This window comes from Nocardioides montaniterrae (assembly GCF_054782655.1).
In genome coordinates, this window is the sequence record NZ_BAAGSB010000006.1 from 26,105 (window position 1) to 42,171 (window position 16,067).

General features: G+C 70.6%; 13 protein-coding genes. 7 read left to right on the top strand and 6 right to left on the bottom strand.

Going from position 1 to position 16,067, the window contains the following annotated elements:
* The first annotated feature begins 21 nt into the window (after positions 1-21).
* The 4 genes from glf to ACYVJ3_RS10855 are packed head-to-tail and all read left to right on the top strand — an operon-like array spanning position 22 to position 4,921.
* Positions 22-1,215 carry a UDP-galactopyranose mutase gene (gene glf / locus ACYVJ3_RS10840; protein WP_460852988.1) on the top strand — a complete coding sequence of 398 codons (1,194 nt, stop codon included), beginning with the start codon at positions 22-24 and terminating at the stop codon, positions 1,213-1,215.
* Complete coding sequence (locus ACYVJ3_RS10845; RefSeq protein WP_460852989.1) at positions 1,212-3,224, top strand: glycosyltransferase; 2,013 nt, start codon at positions 1,212-1,214, stop codon at positions 3,222-3,224. The genes glf and ACYVJ3_RS10845 overlap by 4 nt, the downstream gene beginning before the upstream one ends.
* Entirely contained in the window at positions 3,217-4,131 is a 915-nt protein-coding gene (locus tag ACYVJ3_RS10850) for an ABC transporter permease (RefSeq protein ID WP_460852990.1), read from the top strand. The genes ACYVJ3_RS10845 and ACYVJ3_RS10850 overlap by 8 nt, the downstream gene beginning before the upstream one ends.
* Position 4,132: 1 nt before the next feature.
* Complete coding sequence (locus ACYVJ3_RS10855) at positions 4,133-4,921, top strand: ABC transporter ATP-binding protein (protein WP_460852991.1); 789 nt, start codon at positions 4,133-4,135, stop codon at positions 4,919-4,921.
* Positions 4,922-5,038: 117 nt separating this feature from the next.
* Here ACYVJ3_RS10855 and ACYVJ3_RS10860 read toward each other — a convergent pair whose 3' ends face one another.
* Positions 5,039-6,265 carry a hypothetical protein gene (locus ACYVJ3_RS10860; protein WP_460852992.1) on the bottom strand — a complete coding sequence of 409 codons (1,227 nt, stop codon included), beginning with the start codon at positions 6,263-6,265 and terminating at the stop codon, positions 5,039-5,041.
* Positions 6,262-7,350 (bottom strand): hypothetical protein, encoded by a 1,089-nt coding sequence (locus ACYVJ3_RS10865; protein ID WP_460852994.1) that lies wholly within the window; start codon positions 7,348-7,350, stop codon positions 6,262-6,264. Before ACYVJ3_RS10865 ends, ACYVJ3_RS10860 begins: the two co-directional genes overlap by 4 nt.
* 104 nt (positions 7,351-7,454) lie before the next feature.
* On the opposite strand from ACYVJ3_RS10865, the gene ACYVJ3_RS10870 reads away from it, so the two are divergent.
* Both ACYVJ3_RS10870 and ACYVJ3_RS10875 read left to right on the top strand, forming a co-directional pair.
* Positions 7,455-8,687: a hypothetical protein gene (locus ACYVJ3_RS10870; RefSeq protein ID WP_460852995.1), complete on the top strand. Its 1,233-nt coding sequence runs from the start codon at positions 7,455-7,457 to the stop codon at positions 8,685-8,687.
* Between the two features lie 144 nt (positions 8,688-8,831).
* Positions 8,832-10,964 (top strand): FG-GAP-like repeat-containing protein, encoded by a 2,133-nt coding sequence (locus tag ACYVJ3_RS10875; protein ID WP_460852996.1) that lies wholly within the window; start codon positions 8,832-8,834, stop codon positions 10,962-10,964.
* A gap of 45 nt (positions 10,965-11,009) precedes the next feature.
* Here the strand turns inward: ACYVJ3_RS10875 and ACYVJ3_RS10880 are convergent, their stop codons facing one another.
* Positions 11,010-11,735 carry a TIGR03089 family protein gene (locus ACYVJ3_RS10880; RefSeq protein WP_460852997.1) on the bottom strand — a complete coding sequence of 242 codons (726 nt, stop codon included), beginning with the start codon at positions 11,733-11,735 and terminating at the stop codon, positions 11,010-11,012.
* Positions 11,736-11,774: 39 nt separating this feature from the next.
* Between ACYVJ3_RS10880 and ACYVJ3_RS10885 the strand changes: the two genes are divergently transcribed.
* Positions 11,775-12,866, top strand: a complete 1,092-nt coding sequence (locus ACYVJ3_RS10885; RefSeq protein WP_460852998.1) for a mannose-1-phosphate guanylyltransferase — start codon at positions 11,775-11,777, stop codon at positions 12,864-12,866.
* A 245-nt stretch (positions 12,867-13,111) separates the two neighbouring features.
* Here the strand turns inward: ACYVJ3_RS10885 and ACYVJ3_RS10890 are convergent, their stop codons facing one another.
* The 3 genes from ACYVJ3_RS10890 to cofD are packed head-to-tail and all read right to left on the bottom strand — an operon-like array spanning position 13,112 to position 15,906.
* On the bottom strand, positions 13,112-13,888 hold the full coding sequence (locus ACYVJ3_RS10890; RefSeq protein WP_460852999.1) for a DUF3105 domain-containing protein: 777 nt from the start codon (positions 13,886-13,888) through the stop codon (positions 13,112-13,114).
* 45 nt (positions 13,889-13,933) lie between these two features.
* Positions 13,934-14,875 carry a coenzyme F420-0:L-glutamate ligase gene (cofE, locus tag ACYVJ3_RS10895; RefSeq protein WP_460853000.1) on the bottom strand — a complete coding sequence of 314 codons (942 nt, stop codon included), beginning with the start codon at positions 14,873-14,875 and terminating at the stop codon, positions 13,934-13,936.
* Complete coding sequence (gene cofD, locus ACYVJ3_RS10900) at positions 14,875-15,906, bottom strand: 2-phospho-L-lactate transferase (RefSeq protein WP_460853001.1); 1,032 nt, start codon at positions 15,904-15,906, stop codon at positions 14,875-14,877. The genes cofE and cofD overlap by 1 nt, the downstream gene beginning before the upstream one ends.
* Positions 15,907-16,067 lie beyond the last annotated feature (161 nt).

Genomic DNA, 16,067 nt, shown 5'->3' on the forward strand with positions numbered 1-16,067 from the left:
TGGCCGTTAGACTCACGCTCCGTGTCGACCCCTGACCCTCTCCCCGACCTTCTCATCGTCGGCGCCGGCTTCTTCGGCCTCACGATCGCAGAGCGATGCGCCACCGAGCTGGACCTGAAGGTGCTGGTGATCGACCGGCGTGACCACCTCGGTGGCAACGCCTACAGCGAGTTCGACCCCGAGACGGGGATCGAGGTGCACAAGTACGGCACGCACCTGTTCCACACCTCCAACGAGCGCGTGTGGGAGTACGTCAACCGGTTCACGACCTTCACCGACTACAAGCACCGTGTCTTCGGCAAGTTCAAGGGGCAGGTCTACTCCCTGCCGATGAACCTGGGCCTGATCAACCAGTTCTTCGGCAAGTCCCACACGCCCGACGAGGCGCGTGCGCTGATCGCCGAGCAGTCCAGCGAGATCGCCACCGAGGACGCCACGAACCTCGAGGAGAAGGCGATCTCCCTGATCGGGCGCCCGCTCTACGAGGCGTTCATCAAGGGCTACACCGCCAAGCAGTGGCAGACCGACCCGACCGAGCTGAGCGCGGACATCATCACGCGCCTCCCGGTCCGCTACACCTTCGACAACCGGTACTTCAACGACAAGTACGAGGGTCTGCCGACCGACGGCTACACCGCGTGGCTGACCCGGATGGCCGACCACCCGAACATCACGGTGCAGGTCTCCACCGACTTCTTCGACGTCAAGGACGAGTACAAGGGCAAGGTCCCGATCGTCTACACCGGCCCGGTCGACGAGTACTTCGACAACTGCGAGGGCCGCCTGTCCTGGCGCACGGTGGACCTCCAGGAGGAGATCCTCGACGTCGACGACTACCAGGGCACCGGCGTGGTCAACGCCAACGACGCCGACGTCCCCTTCACCCGCGAGCTGGAGTTCAAGCACCTCCACCCCGAGCGCGCCGACTCCTACACCAAGGGCAAGACGCTGGTGGTGCGTGAGTACAGCCGCTTCGCCGAGGAGGGCGACGAGCCCTACTACCCGATCAACACCGCCGAGGACCGCGAGAAGCTGCTGAAGTACCGCGACCTGGCGAACAAGGAGCCGATGGTGCTCTTCGGTGGCCGCCTCGGCACCTACAAGTACCTCGACATGCACATGGCCATCGCGGCCGCGCTGTCGATGTTCGACAACAAGCTCAAGCCGCACTTCGCTGACGGCGCCGAGCTCAAGTCCGGAGGAGTGGACGCATGAGCGGCTCGACGACCACCCGCGTGCTGATGCGGCAGATCCTGCCGCTGGACCGTGACCTCGAGGTCATGGCGCTGTACGTCGACACGGCGCCCTCACGTCTCGACGAGGACAAGTACGTCGTCGGTGGCAACGGCCACGCCAAGGCGATCCACGCGACGCAGATCCGGCAGGCCACCGGCGGCGGCGACCGCGTCGCCGTCGAGCAGCTGCTGGACCGGACCCGGTTCAAGGTGCTCGCCGGCCAGACCGTCTCGTTCGGCTCGCTGTTCAACGCCTTCCCGGCGTCGTACTGGCGTCGCTACACGATCGTCGAGAAGGTCCGCCTCGAGGTGAGCGTCGAGGGCGTCGACGCCCAGGTCGTGGTCAACAAGTCGCTCGCCAACGGCAACAGCCAGCGCGTGGAGAGCGCCGTGGTCACCGCCGAGGGCTCGCACACGTTCAGCTTCGACCTGCCGCTGAACTCGTTCGTGGACGGCGGTTGGTACTGGTACGACGTCGTCGCCGGCGAGGCGCCCGCGGTCGTGTCGGCGCGATGGACCGCCGAGGTCCCCGAGGACCGTGCCGAGCACGGCACCGTCGACATGGCGATCACCACCATGAACCGGCCCGACTGGTGCTCCAAGCTGCTCCAGCAGCTCGGCGACAGCGAGCTGCTGCCCTACCTCGACACCGTCTTCGTGATGGAGCAGGGCACCAAGCTGGTCGTCGACGACGAGGAGTTCCCGGCCGCGCAGAAGGTCCTGGGCGACAAGCTCCGGATCCTCGAGCAGGGCAACCTCGGTGGGTCCGGCGGCTACGCCCGTGGCCAGCTCGAGTGCGTGCGGAAGGGCACCGCGACGTACGCCCTGATGATGGACGACGACGTGATCTGCGAGCCCGAGGGCATCATCCGCCAGGTCACCTTCGGCGATCTCGCCCGGCGTCCCACGATCGTCGGCGGGATGATGTTCAACATCTACGCCCGCACGCGCCTGCACAGCTTCGGCGAGATCGTCCAGCCGTGGCGCTTCCTGTGGATGACGCCCGGTGACGCGCACGGCCAGTGGGACTTCTCCGCCCGCAACATCCGCTCCGCGCGGTGGTTGCACAAGCGCTGGGACGTCGACTTCAACGGCTGGTTCTCCTGCCTGATCCCGCGGGTGGTCCTGGAGGAGATCGGCCTGTCGCTGCCGGTCTTCATCAAGTGGGACGACTCCGAGTACGGCCTGCGCGCCAAGGAGGCCGGCTACCCGACGGTCACCCTGCCGGGTGCCGCGGTCTGGCACATCCCGTGGAGCGACAAGAACGACGCTCTCGACTGGCAGGCCTACTTCCACCACCGCAACCGCTTCATCGCGGCGCTGCTGCACTCGACCTACCCGCGCGGCGGGCGGCTGATCCGCGAGAGCCTGAACAACCAGATCGCGCACCTGGTCGCGATGCAGTACTCCACCGCCGAGCTCCGGCTCCAGGCGATGGAGGACGTGCTCAAGGGTCCCCAGCACCTGCACGAGATGCTGCCGACGCGGCTGGCCGAGGTCAACGCCGTACGCAAGCAGTTCTCCGACGCCCAGCTGGTCGCCGACCGCGACGACCTTCCCCCGGTACGCCGGGAGAAGGAGTCCGGCAAGGGACGCACGATCTCCGATGTGCCGAACCGGCGCTCGCAGCTGATCTCGGCGGCCACCGCGCCGCTGCGCCAGCTCAAGTCGCCGCGTGACCTGTCGCGCTCCTACCCCGAGGTCGAGGTCCCGGCGCTGGACGCGAAGTGGTACCAGCTGGCCAGGTTCGACTCGGCCGTCGTCTCGATGAACGACGGCACCGCGGCCGCGCTCTACCGCCGCGACCCCGAGCAGTTCCGCGCGCTGCTCAAGCGCACCATCGCGCTGCACGACCGGTTCCGCCGTGAGTGGCCGACGCTGGCACGCACCTACCGGTCCCAGCTCCGCGACATCACCTCGCCGGAGGCGTGGGAGCGGACCTTCGCGCCGTGGCTCGAGGACCAGGAAGGCGGGTCGGCCGATGACTGAGACGACCGTCCCCGTGGTGGAGGACGAGCAGGCTCTGCCGTACGGCGTCGGTGCCGAGCTCGCGCCGCCCACCGCCGACAACGGCCTGATCGGTGTCTTCCACCGCCGCTACCTCCTGCGCCTGCTGGTGGGCCGCGAGATCAACGCCCGCTACCAGGGCTCGTTCCTGGGCCTGCTGTGGTCCTACATCAACCCGCTGTCGCACTTCTTCGTGTACCTCGTGGTGATGGGCACGATCTTCAACCTGCACAAGGACCTGCAGAACTTCGCGATCCACCTGTTCTCGGGCCTGATCATCGTGCACTTCTTCACCGAGACCTTCGGTGCGGGCACCCGCTCGATCGTGCGCAACCGCCAGATCGTGCAGAAGATGGCCATCCCGCGCGAGATGTTCCCGGTCGCGACGATGCTGACCTCGCTCTACCACGTGCTGCCGCAGGTCGTGATCTGCGTGATCGCCGGTGTCATCGCCGGCTGGACGCCCGACCCGGGCGGCATGCTGGCGATGGTCCTCGCGCTGGTGATGATCATGCTGCTCGGCCTGGCCGTGGCGCTGGTCTTCAGCGTGGCGAACGTCTTCTTCCGCGACTTCGGCAACATCGTCAACGTGCTGCTGCTGTTCGTGCGGTTCGGCGTACCGATGATGTACCCGTACACGATGGTCCACGAGCGCTTCGGCAGCTTCTCCCAGATCTACCTGATGGATCCGCTGGCCGAGGCCGTGCTGCTCTTCCAGCGCGCGTTCTGGGTGGGCAGCACCGACGACCGGGCGTACACCATCGCCACCCAGCTGCCCGACCACCTGATGGTGCGCGGCGTGATCATGGTCGGCGTCAGCATCGTGCTGCTGATCCTGGCCCAGCTGATCTTCAGCAAGCTGGAGAACAAGATCCCCGAGAGGCTCTGAGATGACGACTTCGATCGTGTGCGAGAACGTCACGAAGAACTTCACGCTCCAGTACCACCGGACCTTCAAGGAGGTCACGGTCGCGATGGCGCGTCGCCAGCAGCTGACCCACACCTTCAACGCCGTGGACGACGTCTCGTTCACGGTCGAGCAGGGCGAGGCGATCGGCCTGATGGGCCTGAACGGCTCGGGCAAGAGCACGCTGCTGAAGATGATCAACGGTGTGATGCGTCCCGACAGCGGGACGGTGCTGACGCGGGGCCGGATCGCCGGCCTGATCGCGACCGGTGCGGGCTTCCACCCGCAGATGACCGGTCGCGACAACCTGATCCTCAACGCCGCGATCCTCGGCATGCGGCCCAAGGAGATCCAGCGCAAGTTCGACGAGATCGTGGAGTTCTCCGGCCTGGAGAAGAAGCTCGACACCCAGGTCGGGCACTACTCCTCGGGCCAGTCGGCCCGTCTCGGCTTCTCCATCGCCATCCACGTCGACTCCGACATCTTCCTCGCCGATGAGGCACTCGCGGTCGGTGACCGGCCGTTCCGGCGCAAGTGCATGAAGAAGATGGACGAGGTCCGCAGCAGCGGGCGCACCCTCTTCTACGTCAGCCACGCCGCCGGCTCGGTGCGCCAGATGTGCACCCGCGTGCTGGTCCTGGACGAGGGCCGTCTGACGTTCGACGGTCCCGTCGACGAGGGCATCCGGTTCCTCGGCTACGACGACGAGGTCGACGAAGAGCTGAACGAGTACGGCGACGAGGACGACAGCATCGACAGCGTCGACTTCTGAGCCGCCCGGAGGGCGCGACGGAGTCGCGACCTCCGGATCAGCGGCCAGGTCGAGCAGCCGCGCGAGCGAGGAACGAGCTCGCGACCGGCGTATCGAGACCCAGCCGCCCGGGCGGCCTCAGCGGTTGCGGAGGTGGCGGTAGCCGCTGAGCGCCTTGCGTCCGGCACTGCTGTCGCCGAGCCGGCCGACGACCTTCTCACGAAGGCGGTACGTCGGGCGGAGGTAGGCGCGCTCGAGGGCGCGGTCGCGCTCGGTGATCTCGCCGTGCAGCCGCTCGATCTCGTGACGGCTGGCAGCGGCCTCGGTGAGCAGCGCCTTGATCGCGACGAGCGCGGCCTCGGCCACCTGGTCCTCGGACGGGTGGTCCGGGTCGGTCCAGGGGCGGTCGGCGTCCTCGGTCGTGCAGGCACCGCGGAGGTCCTCGATGTCGCCGACGACGTGGTAGCCGCGCGCCGTCAGCTCGGCCACCCAGGACGCCTCGAGCTCGGTGACCCAGGGCAGCATCCGCGGCGGCAGGGACAGCCGCGGCGACGACGTACGCCGGGACAGGGTCTGGTGTGCCAGCAGCTCGCGGACGAGCGGGCGGTAGTCGGCCGGCGGGAGGTCGGCGTTGACGGCCTGGTTGATGCGGCGCACGAGTGTCGTCTCGGGCGCACCGAGGGACGGGTTCGAGCGGTCGCCGGCCAGCTCGAGCTCGACACCGGCGAGGCCGAAGGCCTCGACGAAGCGCTCCCAGAGCAGGTTCGAGGGGGAGCCCGGTCGCGGGACGGTGACCAGGTGGATGCGCTCGGGCGGGATGCCGGCACCCCACCGGGCGAGGATGTCCGGGATCTCCTGGACGCCCCAGAACCAGGAGCCGACGCGCCCGTTGCGCTCGGGGTCGACGATCTGGCCGAGGAACTTCTCGTAGTCGAGCGTCGCGCGGTGCTTGACGTTCTCCTGCCACTCGGCGGGGATCTGGCGCTGGAGGTCGCGCACGGACAGCACGATGTGGATCTCGGCGCCGTCGTCGCGACCGAGCGAGGTCATCGCCCGCTCGATCTGAGCGCGGCCGGCGCGAGCGAGGATCTCGTGGCTGATGATCACCGTGTGCGCGGCGCGGCCGGCGGGGGAGTCGATCTGCTCGACGAGGCGGTCCCAGGCGCCGATGGCCTGCTCCTCGAGCCCGCCCCAGGGCAGCTGCATCAGGTCGAGGGCCGCCAGGAAGTGGGCGTCGAAGCGATCGGCCGGGTAGAGGATCCCGGCCTCCTTGAGCAGCGTGCGCCGGTTGCGCAGCAGCACGTCCTGGACGTAGGAGGTGCCGGTCTTGGGGGTTCCGACGTGGATCAGGATGCGACGACTCACCGGGCCGTTCCTTCCAGCGAGAAGAGCTTCGGGTCCAGCAGCAGGTCGAACGCCCGGTCGAGCACTGCGCTGTCCGCGGGGAACGCGGAAGGCTCGACGGAGGGCGGGATCAGGTCCTCCAGCGAGCCGGTCACAGGGTAGCGCCTCGACTCCAGCGCGGACCCCTGTCGCCGGGCGTGCTCGGTCAGCACGCCGGCCCACGGGGCGGTGAGGCCGGGGGAGGCGGCGTCGCGTGTGGTGCGGGGGAGCAGCTCGCGCAGCAGCAGCTGACGACGCTGCCGCTGAGGGACGTGTACGCCGAGGGGGCGGCCCACCCAACGCGCCAGGTCGACCGCGACGGGGTCGAGCGTGGGCAGGGCCGCGAGCAGGGGGACGAGCGAGGCGTCGGTCACGACCTGGATGTTCGGCCGGCCGACCGCTTCGGCCGCGGTGCGGGCCTGGGCGGCGACGTCGAGCACCGCCGGCATCCGGCCGTGCTCCACCCGTGAGCGCATCCACGCGCGGAAGCCGAGGGTGCCACCGGTGACGGCGTGCTCGGCCCAGGCATGCAGCGCGAGGGTGCCGAGGTCGCCGGCCAGCACCATCACCCGGTGGCCCGGCCGCCGTCGGGCGTGGTTCTGGGCCTCGCGGGCGTAGAAGGTCGCCCAGGGGTCGCCGGCGAGCTGCCACCCGCGCGTCAACGGCAGGGTGCGGCGGGGCCGGCGCGGCGGTGTCTCGGCCAGCCGTCGAGCGATCGGACCGACGACGACCGGGAGGAGGTCGCGGGCGCGCAGCTCGCTCGGGTCGACGCTGGGGGGACCGAACCGCGATCCCGACTCGCCGACCAGCACCAGGTCTCCACGGTTGCGGTCGGTGATGCCTGCGCGGATCAGCTGCTCGGCCGCGTCGGCGTCCGGGCGGTGACCGAGCTCGTGCGCGGCCAGGTTGAGCCGGCGCAGCGCCTCGAGCTGCTGGGCTGCCGGGAAGAACGGCAGCCGCGGCTCGGCCTCCGCCACCCAGTGCGACCACGGCGTGGTCTCGCCGTCGAGCAGCGCCGCCAACCATCCCCAGGCGCGACGGGAGGCCTGGGGTGGGGGTTCGAGCACGGGGCCAAGGGTATTCTGTCGCTCGGCCCGTTCGACGTCAGGAAGGCCTGAAACGCACCGTGGGGACCAACGACCGCCCTCGTGCGGTGCTCCACATCGGAGCCATGAAGACCGGAACGACGTACCTCCAGGGAAGGGCCTACGCCAACCGCGACGCCCTCGCCGAGTGCGGCGTGACGCTGCCGGGCGCCAAGTGGAACCACCAGGTGTGGGCCACCCAGGAGCTGCTCGGCATGAACACCCACGACCCCGAGCTCGTACGCCGCAACGCCGGCTGGTGGCAGCGCATCGCCGACCAGATGCGGACGACCCCAGGTACCTCGCTGCTGACGATGGAGTTCCTGGCCTTCGCGAACCGGAGCGTCGCGCGCCGGGCGATCGAGTCGCTCGAGGGTGCCGAGGTCCACGTGGTGCTGACCGTGCGCGACGCGGCCGCGGTGGTGCCGGCGCTGTGGCAGACGACGGTGACCAGCGGCGGCACGATGACCTGGGCCCGCTTCCGCGCGGCCTTCCGCGCGTCGGCGCGCGGTCGCGGAGCCGGCGCGGCGACGTTGAGCCGGGTACGGCTGCCCTCCGCGGTCCGCTTCCAGGAGGCCCTCAACATCGCGCGCATGCTGCGGGTGTGGACCTCGGTGCTGCCGGCGGAGCAGGTCCACGTGGTCGTCGTACCGGGTCCGGATGCTCCGCGGGACCGTCTCTGGGAGATGTTCTGCGGCGTGCTGGGCGTGGAGGCGTCGCGCGTGCCGCTCGAGGCCGACAACCCGAACGAGTCGTTGGGCTACCCGTCCGCCGAGCTGGTGCGCCGCGTCAACAAGGCGATCGACATCGAGCACCCACGCCTGCAGAGCATCGTCAAGGACGACCTCGGCCACCACACCCTCGGCCTGCGCCGCGACGTCGAGCGGCGTGCGCGGCTCGACGAGCGGACGCTGCGCTCCGCTCTCGACTGGAACGGCGTGACCCGCTCCGCCGTCGAGGAGACCGGCACCGTGGTGCACGGCGACCTGGCCGACCTGCCGGTCGAGCCGCTGCCCCGCCACGGGGTCGAGGACGACCAGCGTCCGCCGTCCGACGCCGAGCTGCTCGACGCGGCCCGGATGGCGATCCGCGCGCTGCGCAAGCTGGTGCGCCGCCGCGCCAAGCGGCGCCTCGGCGAGGCGGCCGGTCGCGACTTCCGGCGTGCGCTGGCGCAGCGTGCCACCGGGCCCAAGGCGTGGAGGAGCTCCTCGGACCCCGTGGCGGCCGCCGTCGCGGACCTCGTCCTCTACTGCGAGGCCCTGATCGAGCTGCGTCTGGTGCGAGAGGCGAAGCGCCGGGCGCGGGAGCGCCGCCGATAAATCTCTGATTTCTCGCCTTTGTCGGCGTGTCGACTGGAAATTACAGCGTTGTAGTTACTCACGATCCCTTCACAAACGCATGTGACTGGTGTGAAAGTTGCGACTCGTGCGGTCCTTCCCCCCGCGCGATGGAGCAGAGCCACCATGTCCGAGAAGTCTTCGACGCGGGTCAATCGCACCCGGTTCGTCACCTTGTGCCAGCAGCTGCTGGCGCTCGCTGTCGTCGTCGCGGTCCTCACGCCCGCGGCTCGTACGATCTCCATGGACGTGCGCCCGATGCCGTTGGGCGGCGACGTCCGCGCGGACGGTCCGAGCTCGGTCGCGCTGGCGGCGTACACGCGGGCCGCGCTGACCCCCTCGGTGGTCCCGGCCGCGCCGGTCGACCCCATCATCAAGAACTACGCGCTGACCGCGCCGCGCGGCGCCCGTCTCGCGCTCGGAGCATTCCGAGCCGTGGCCCGGCGTACGACCGGCGGCGGCGGTAGCCGCGTGACCACCCAGGCCGTGCCCGTGACGGGGTACGGCGCCGTCGGTGTCACCTGGGCGCACGGCACCTCGCTGGCCGAGGGCGCCATCTCCGTCCAGGCACGCACCGAGACCGGCGGGGTCTGGTCGGGCTGGACGGCTGTCGAGTACCACGACGACCACGGCCCCGACGCGGGCACCGCGGAGGCCCGTGACGACCGTCCCGGGACCGAGCCGCTCTTCGTCGGGCACGTCGACCGGGTCCAGGTCCGCGTGACCAGCAAGGGTGCGGCGCCGGCCGACCTGCGGCTCTCCGTGATCGACCCCGGCACCGCCGCCAAGGCCCGCCTGGAGCGGCCGGCGTACGACGCCGGTGGCGTGAGCCGTACGACGAACCCGACCACCGATGCCGCCTCCACGACCGGCAGCAGCGACGCCCTCGGCCTGAGTGCCGCGACGGTGACGCCCAAGCCGCAGATCTACACCCGCGCGCAGTGGGGTGCCGACGAGAGCTGGCGCGACAAGTCATCGCTGCACTACGGCGACGTGCACGCCGGCTTCATCCACCACACGGTGCAGGCCAACGACTACACGCGCTCAGAGGTGCCGGGACTGATCCGGGCCGACTACGCGTACCACACGCAGAGCCGCGGCTGGAGCGACATCGGCTACAACTACCTGGTCGACCGGTTCGGCCGGATCTGGGAGGGCCGCTACGGCGGCATCGACCGCGACCCCGTCGGCGCCCACACCCTCGGCTACAACGACGACTCGTTCGCGGCCTCGGCGATCGGCAACTACGACATCCACCAGCCGTCCGCGGCCATGGTGCAGGCGTACGCCGCGCTGTTCGCCTGGAAGCTGGCGCTGGCGGGCGTGAAGGCGACCGCGACCCACCAGTGGGTGACCAAGCGCTACTTCAACGCGATCAACGGCCACCGCGACGCCGGCCAGACCGCGTGCCCGGGCAAGTACCTCTACGCCCAGATCCCCAACATCCGCACGATGGCGGCCAACCTCCAGGCGCGCTGGTACCCCCGCAACCTGCCGGGCAACCTGGCCGGCAGCGCCGGGGGCGACCTCGTCGTACGCCGGGCCGGCGACGGCGCGGGCTTCGTCGTACCGATCAACACCAGCTCGACGGGCGCGGCCAGCCTCGGCCGGCCGATCGCCACCGGCATCAACCTGGCCGGGACCACGGCCGTGCTGAAGGCCGGCGACTGGGACGGCGACGGGTACGGCGACCTCGTCGTACGCCGCAAGGCCGACCCGCAGGACCTGTGGCTCTACCGCGGTCGCGGCAACGGGACGTTCGCCGCCGCGACGCTGCTGTCCGGCGCGTTCCAGGGCGTGCAGATGCCCGCCGCGGTCGGAGACTGGAACGGCGACGGCACCCCCGACCTCCTCGGCCAGCCGAAGGGCGGCCAGCTCTCGCTCTACCCCGGTCACGGCGTGGCGCCGCTCGGCGTGCCCTACCCGGTCGCGGGCGCCCTGACGGTGCGCAAGGCGCTCGGCGGGGGCCTGTGGACCCGCGACGGTGCGCCCGACCTGCTGGTCCGTACGTCGAGCTCGCGGATCACCGTCTACCGAGGCGACGGGCCGGGCCTGGTCAACGGCGCCTACACCCTCACCAACGACATCAGCGCCTACGGCCAGGTCGCCACCGTGCCGTCGGTCAACGGCGACGGGCACCCCGACCTGGTGGGCCGTGACGCCGCCGGACAGCTCTGGCTGCTCGGCGGGACCACGGGGACCGCGATGAAGGCGCGCGTCCCGCTCGGACAGCTGAAGGGCTACGACCTGGTCGGCTGACAGACCTGATCAGCACACGCTGGTCGACACACCGGTCCTGGTCACTCAGGCAGGGAAGCGAGCGGTCGCACGCTCGGCGACATCGATCGCCTCGAGACGCGGCTGGTCGGCCCGGGTGACCAGGACCAGGGAACCGCCCTTCACGAGCGGTTCGATGAAGATCGCGATCTCCGGTGGGGAAGCCGGGTTCGCGGTCGCCAGGAGGCGGCCGCCGTCGGTGAGGAGACTCCCGGCGGCGGCCGCCCTCATCACCTCGGCCTGGGTGCGGCTCGGCTCGTCGACCGCGAGGTCGTCGCCGCTCGGCGGGTCGTACGCCGCGAACGCGTCCGGCTGGCTCCAGATCTCCACCCCGACGTCGAGGACGCCGGCCGGCAGCGGCTCCTGGAAGCGCACGCCCATCGGCAGCAGCGAGCAGGCGAGGACCTGGGTCTGTGCGGTCCGCCCGGCCCACGCGCCCACCGTGTCGGGTCCGCAGACGGCGACGTGCGGCGCGGGGTCGGTGGTCAGCGTCAACCCGGTGCCGAGCGCGGCGCCCACGAAGACGGTGCCGAGCCAGTGCGTGGGCAGGTCGATGGCGATGGTGTCGCCGCGCTCCAGGCCGAGCTCGTCGACGAGCAGCGAGCTCGCCTTGGCCACCCAGTTGGCGTACGTCGTCACCGACAGCTCCACGCGCTCGCCGGTGCTCTCGTCGTAGAAGGTGACCAGCGGCTGGCCGGGGTCGCGGCGCAGGCGGTCGGCGAGGACGGCGGCGAAGGTGTCGTGAGCAGGCACGGCGTCGAGCGTACGGCGGCCCCGACTAGTGTTCGCGCCATGTCCGCGAGCACCGAGGGATCCACCATCGAGGGCTTCTGGGCCGTCATCCCGTGCGGCGGGGCCGGTACCCGGCTCTGGCCGCTGTCGCGGCAGGGATCGCCCAAGTTCCTGCACGACCTGACCGGCAGCGGGCGCACGCTGCTGGAGCAGACCCACGACCGGCTGGCGCCGCTGGCCGAGGACCGCTTCCTGGTGGTCACCGGCGAGGCGCACCGGCCGGCGGTCCTCTCCCAGCTCACCGCGCTGTCCGGCTCCGGCGTCTGGGCCGAGCCCTCGGCGCGCGACTCGATGGCCGCGATCGGCCTGGCCGCCGCCGTCCTCGAGGCGCAGGGAGCCGAGGTCATGGGCTCCTTCGCCGCCGACCACGTGATCGACCAGCCCGAGGTCTTCGCCGCGACCGTGCGCCGTGCCGCGGCCGCCGCTCGGGAGGGCTGGCTGGTCACCATCGGCATCGACCCGACGTTCCCGTCCTCCGCCTTCGGCTACATCCGCCAGGGCGATGCGCTGCCGGGGCTCGACGGCGCGTTCCGGGTCGAGGAGTTCGTCGAGAAGCCGTCGGTCCCCGTCGCCGAGGAGTACGTCGCGAGCGGCCGCTTCCGCTGGAACGCCGGCATGTTCGTCGTACGACCGAGCGTGCTGCTGGACCTGCTCGCCGAGCGCGACGCGGAGTTCGCCGTGAACCTGCGTGCGATCGCGGCCGAGCCCCACCGCCTCGGCGAGATCTGGCCGCAGCTGCCCAAGATCGCCATCGACCACGCCGTCGCCGAGCCCGCTGCCGCGGCCGGCCGCGTGGCCGTCGTACCCGGTGGCTTCGGCTGGGACGACGTCGGCGACTTCGACTCCCTGGCGGGCCTGCTCGGCGAGCGCGACGAGCTCACCGTCCTCGGCGACGGGGCGCTGGTCCAGGCTGAAGGGGCCACGGGCGTCGTCGTCCCCGGCTCCGGCCGGCTCGTCGCCGTCGTCGGCCTCGACGACATCGTCGTCGTGGACACCCCCGACGCCCTCCTGGTCACCACGCGCGACCGCGCGCAGGACGTGAAGGCGATCGTCGCGGCGCTCAAGGAGAACGGTCGCGCCGACCTGACGTGAGGGCTCCGCCGTCGCGGGTCCCATGTTGGCGTGGCGTGTGTCCGTCAGGTCCTCAAAATCGGGACCCAAATCGAAAACTCACTCACATGTGAGTGAGCGGCGCGAAGCGCCGCAACCGCGGCGCGCCAGCTCACTCACATGTGAGTGAGTTTTCGATTTGGGTCCCGATTTTGAGGACCTGACGGACACACGCCCAGAACATCTGGAACCAGAACATCTGGCACGAGCGTCAGTGAAGCCGCGAGCTACTGCTGCATGACCACGCCGCCGATGGGCTCGGGGGCGTCGGTGTAGGGGTAGTCGGCCATGAACTTCTTCAGGGCCGCGCCGCTGGGGGCGGAGCAGTACTGCCACACGCCGAGGGCCTTGTTGTTCTTGCCGGCGGTCCAGTGGGTGAAGGCGATGTGCTCACCGGCGGGGAAGCCGGCGTGGCCCTTGATCTGCTTCTCGTACTTCGAGAGCCACGGGGTGGCCTTGAAGGAGAGGCGGTTGTTGGTGTCGTTGGCGTCGAGGATGCTGGCGATGCCCTTGACCTCGTCGAGGGCCTTGGGGTCCTTGGCGATGGTGTCGTCGTACCAGAGGATCGTGTAGCCGTGCTCGAGGTTGTGCACGAGCACCTCGAGCGGCAGCGCCTCGGAGGTGCTGTAGAAGCGCTGGTCGATCGGCGCGGGCGCGAGGCCGGCGACGTTCCAGTGCTTGCCGTACGCCGGCGGCGCGGTGTCATAGGTGACCGTCACGCCCTGGTCGACGTGCTGCTGCACACCGTTGGCGGGGTGGGTCTTGACCGGCTGGCAGACCGAGGCGGCCGAGCCGACCGACGCGAGGTCCTTGCCCTTCCACTTGTTGGCCTCGATCTTGTTCTTCACGATCGGGATCGTGACGACCGCGATCACGCCCAGGGCGATCGCGATGCAGACCGCGAGGATCAGCGTCCCCTGCATGTTGGCGGAGCGCTTCTGCTTGCGTCGAAGGTCGTTGATGACCTTCTGGCGGTCCGACGATGCGGAGTTGGGCTTGGCCACGGGGGAGTACCTCGGGTCTGAGTTGAGCGGACGGTCGCGGTGAGTCTACGGAGTGAGGGGTCGCAGCCGCAGGAGGGCGCCGATCTGCGGCTCGTCGATGCTCCAGCCGTGCGCGAAGGCGACCGCGCGCACCGCATCGGGGCGTACGGCGACGCAGCCCAGCGCGTCGCCGTCGACCTCGATGCCCGTCGCTCCGACCCGGGTCAGCGCGGCGGAGAGCTCCTCGGCCGGGACGGGGCTGCCGAAGGGACGCGCGTCGTCGGGGTTGCCGGTGAGCGCGCGCACGACGGCCTCGCGGGCGCCGTACCCGAACAGGTCGCCGCCCTCGGGGCGGATCAGCGCGGCGGCGCCGGGACCGTCCTCGCCGGGCGCGAGCACCAGGTCGGCACGCCCGCGGACGACCGCGAACGGGCGCCCGCCGAGCTTGCCCTGGGCGAGCTCGGCAGCCGACGCGATCTCGTCGGCGACCGCGGGGGCGGTGACCGCGAGCTCGTTGCCGTGGGCGTCGAGCCAGCCGGCGAAGTCCTCGGCGACGACCAGGCCGGCCGCGCCGACCGCGATGTCGGTCTGTCCCTCGCGCCAGGCGCGGCCGGCGGTGTCGGTGACGACGACGCCGACGTTCACGCCGGCCCGCTCCGCGACGGCCGCGCGCAGCACCCGCGCGGACGCGTCCGGGTCGAGGGGGAGCAGGACGGCGTACCCCTGGGCGACGTTGCTGTTGTCGATGCCGGCCGCGGCCATCGTCAGGCCGAGCCGGTTGCGCACGATGCGGGTGGCGCCGCGGACGGCCACCACCCGATCGGTCTCGGCCGAGATCCACTCCTCACGGTCACCGGTGACGACGCGACCCTCGGCCTTGCTGACCACCTTGCTGGTGACCACCACGACGTCGCCGTCCTCGAGGTCGACCAGCGGCAGCAGGACCGCCGCGAGGTCGTCGCCCTCGCTGATCTCCGGCACGCCCTCGGGCGCCCAGACCTGCAGCATCAGGCCGGCTCGACGAGGGCGATCGCGGCCGCGGCCATCGCCGCGGTGGCGTCGTGGTCGGTCATCATGAGGGGTACGCCGGCACACGCGATGCCTGCGGAGGTGAGCCGGTCGACCTGCGCGGCGTCGCGCTCGTCGATCAGCCAGCCGTCGAGGATGCCGCCGGCGGAGCGGGCGCCGTAGTTGAGCCCGACATCGGCGGCGCTGACCTCGACGCCGATGGAGGTCAGCATCTGCTCGGCCATGCCGCGCACGTGCGAGTCACCGACGATGGGGGAGAGGCCGACGACCTTCGCGGAGGTCTCGCGGACCGCGGCCCGGATGCCCGGGACACCGAGGATGGTGCCGACGGAGACGACCGGGTTGGACGGCGGCAGGATCACCAGGTCGGCCTCGCCGATCGCCTCGAGCACGCCCGGTGCCGGCGTCGCGCTCTCCAGGCCGACCGCGATGACGGTCTCGGCCGGGACCTCGGCGTGGAGGCGCACCCAGTACTCCTGGAAGTGCATGACCCGCTTGCCGCTGGGCTGCTCGGGATCCGCCACGGCGACGTGGGTCTCCACGCGGTCGTCGGTCATCGGCAGCAGGCGCAGCGCGTCGGCGTACGTCGGCGCCAGCCAGCGCTTGCACAGCGCCTCGGTGACCTTCGAGAGCGGGTAGCCCGCCTCCATCAGCTGGGTGCGGACCAGGTGGGTGGCGATGTCGCGGTCGCCGAGCCCGAACCAGGTGGGCTCGACGCCGTACGCCGCCAGCTCCTCCTTGGCGCTCCAGGTCTCCTCACGCCGGCCCCAGCCGCGCTCCAGGTCGATGCCGTCGCCGAGGGTGTACATGACCGTGTCGAGGTCCGGGCAGACCTTGAGACCGTGGATGTACCAGTCATCGGCGGTGTTGGCGATGACGCTGACCACGGCGTCGGCCCCGACGCCGGGCAGGGTGCCGGAACGGATACCGTGGAGCAGTCCCTGGAGGAACTTGGCTCCACCCATTCCTCCGGACAGGACGGTCAGGCGACGGATGGGCTCAGCGCGCATGGGACCACTCTGCCGGACACGCGGGAGCACACTCCCCACCGGGCCGGACAGGCGCCCCGTTGCCTTGACGTATAGCAGGTTCGGGGTTGACTTCCCGCGTATGACATGCGTGTAATTTCACCAGTGGCGTTCACCGGCGTGGCCCGTTGACAGGGGAAAAT